The organism is Streptomyces sp. SID1328 (assembly GCF_009865595.1).
Taxonomy (GTDB): domain Bacteria; phylum Actinomycetota; class Actinomycetes; order Streptomycetales; family Streptomycetaceae; genus Streptomyces; species Streptomyces griseoluteus.
The window spans coordinates 1-2282 of record NZ_WWKH01000077.1; the positions used below are offsets into that span (position 1 = coordinate 1).

The following is a 2282-nucleotide window of genomic DNA, read 5'->3' on the forward strand; positions in this document are numbered from 1 at the left end:
CGGTTCTCCTTCACCTACCGCTCCACGATGGACGTGTGCGGGCTGACGGTTCAGCCGTCCCGCCTGCGGGCCTTCCTGGCGCGGAACATCGCCCACACCGAGGTTCAGCCGGTCCCGCCGAAGGTCCGCCACATCCGGGGCACCTCCACCGGCCTGCGCGTGACCCTGCGTCTCCCGGCCGGCCTGGAACCGGCCGACCTGGTGGCCGCCTCCGAGCGGCTCCGCCATGCCTGGGGTGTGCACTCGGTGACCGTCGCGGAGACCAAGCCTGGCCACGTCGAACTCCGCATGACCGGCTACGACGTGCTGCGCCGAGTCCGGATGCCGCGCCGTGCTCGCCCTGAGGGGCTGTCGGTGCCGGTGGCTCTGCGGGAGGACGGGACCGCGTTCGTGCGGGACTACCGCCAGATCCCGATGGCACTGACCCTCGGCGCGAACAACTCCGGGAAGTCCGTCTATCAGCGCAACCTGATCAAGGGCCTCGCCAAGCTGCCGGTGGCCCTGGTCGGGATCGACTGCAAGCGCGGCGTCGAGCACTCCGCCTACGCGGCTCGGCTGTCGGCGCTGGCGACCACGCCGGACGACTCCGCCTCCCTGCTGGATGTGCTGGTGGGCGAGATGGAGTCCCGGTTCGACCTGCTGAGCCTGCAAGGCGTCTCCGACGTGTGGGAGCTGCCCGCCGGCTTACGGCCCGTGCCCGTGATCGTCCTGGTGGACGAAGTGGCGGAACTGTTCCTGATCTCCTCCAAGAAGGATGAGGAACGCCGCGAGCAGATCGTCACCGCCCTGATCCGCCTCGCGCAGATGGCACGGGCGGTCGGAATCTATCTGGAGGTATGCGGGCAGCGCTTCGGCTCCGAACTCGGACGCGGCGCGACCATGCTCCGCGCCCAGCTCACCGGGCGAGTGGTGCACAGGGTCAACGACAAGCAGACCGCCGAAATGGGTCTCGCGGACGTGGCCCCGGACGCCGTGATGACCGCCTCCCTCATCCCCGCCGAACGCCCCGGCACCGCCGTGGCCGCCGACTCCTCCGGGGGCTGGGCGAAGATCCGCACCCCGCACACCACCCGCGCCGAAGCGGCGGCCATCTGCCGGGAGTTCGCACACCTCGTGCCCGACTTCCCCGCCCTCGACCCCTACCGCCCCCACATCCCCGCGAGCGTCCCGGTGCCGGGTCCATCGCTGGTCAAGCCGATCCCGCTCACGGACTAGGAGGGGCAGTCATGGCCACACGCAAGAAGACCCCGCCGAAGCCGGCCGCCTGCCCGGACTGCCACGGCAACGGAGACACCACCGAGACCGTGCACGTCGGCGCCCGCAAGGGCCGCCTCACCGAGAACCGGCAGGCCGCCTTGTGCCTGACCTGCCTGGGCACCGGCGAAGCACCGGACGGGCAGTGATCACCATGCAGCGCACTCTCCGCCCCGACGCCGTACTGATCCAAGCCGTGATCGCCGGTGCCCTGTCCTTCGCCCACCTGCACGACCTGGCCGCCGCCGCCGGACAGTCCGGCTGGAAAGCCTGGGCCTACCCGATCTCCGTCGACCTGCTCTTGGTCGCCGCATGGCGTCGACTGAGGGCCGGACGGGACGGGGCCTCATGGACCTGGTTCACGATCGCGCTCGCCGCCTCGCTCGGCGCCAACATCGCCACGGCTGGTCTGCTCGATCTCGGCCACGTGCCCGCCTGGCTGCGCATCCTGGTCGCCGGCTGGCCCGCGCTCGCCTTCCTCGGCGGCACCCTCCTCGTCCACACCCCGACCCCGGCGACTGCTGCCGAAGCCCCTTCTGCGGAGCCTGAGTTGGCGGTGCCGGAAGTCGAGTTGCATCGCACCGACACCGCGCCGGTCCCGGCGCCCACGTCCGCTCCTGCGGAGCTGGACCCCGCCCCAGCCAAGCCACCGACGCCGGCCGCTCCGGTTCCCACGGTCCCGGCGGCTCTGGTCGAGCACGCCCGCTCCATCGCGGAGAAGCACCGCAAGACCACGGGTGAGCCGATCACGGCTGAGGCACTCACCGCCCGGCTCGGTCTGCCTGCGCCGACCTGCCAGGCCATCGCCGCACAGCTCGAACTCACCTGACCCGGAAGGAGGTCGACCCGTGAGCGTGTACCGCCGGTTCCGTGACGTGCGGCGCTTCGGCCCGGTCACCGTCGCCACCTACCACGACGGCCGTGGCCGCACCCGGCACACCGCCGCCTGCTCCGCCCCCGGCTGCGGCTTCTCCACCGACTACGCCGACCGCTCCGCCGCCGAACTCGCCGCCCGCACCCACCGCTGC

4 protein-coding genes are annotated in these 2282 nt (G+C 71.8%); all 4 read left to right on the forward strand.

The genetic code is table 11. The features are described from left to right. On the forward strand, positions 1–1215 hold a 1215-nt coding region (locus GT030_RS02215), incomplete at its 5' end, for an FtsK/SpoIIIE domain-containing protein (RefSeq protein ID WP_161199560.1). Positions 1216–1226: 11 nt separating this feature from the next. Continuing rightward, entirely contained in the window at positions 1227–1403 is a 177-nt protein-coding gene (locus GT030_RS35395; protein WP_202459588.1) for a hypothetical protein, read from the forward strand. A 5-nt stretch (positions 1404–1408) separates the two neighbouring features. After that, entirely contained in the window at positions 1409–2083 is a 675-nt protein-coding gene (locus GT030_RS02220; RefSeq protein ID WP_161199561.1) for a DUF2637 domain-containing protein, read from the forward strand. A gap of 19 nt (positions 2084–2102) precedes the next feature. Next, on the forward strand, positions 2103–2282 hold a 180-nt coding region (locus GT030_RS02225), incomplete at its 3' end, for a mobile element transfer protein (RefSeq protein ID WP_161199562.1).

What these genes read in the sequence shown, in the direction of transcription:
- GT030_RS35395 (WP_202459588.1), top strand. Translation starts at nt 1,227, where the DNA reads ATGGCCACACGCAAGAAGACCCCGCCGAAGCCGGCCGCCTGCCCGGAC.
- GT030_RS02220 (WP_161199561.1), top strand. Translation starts at nt 1,409, where the DNA reads ATGCAGCGCACTCTCCGCCCCGACGCCGTACTGATCCAAGCCGTGATC.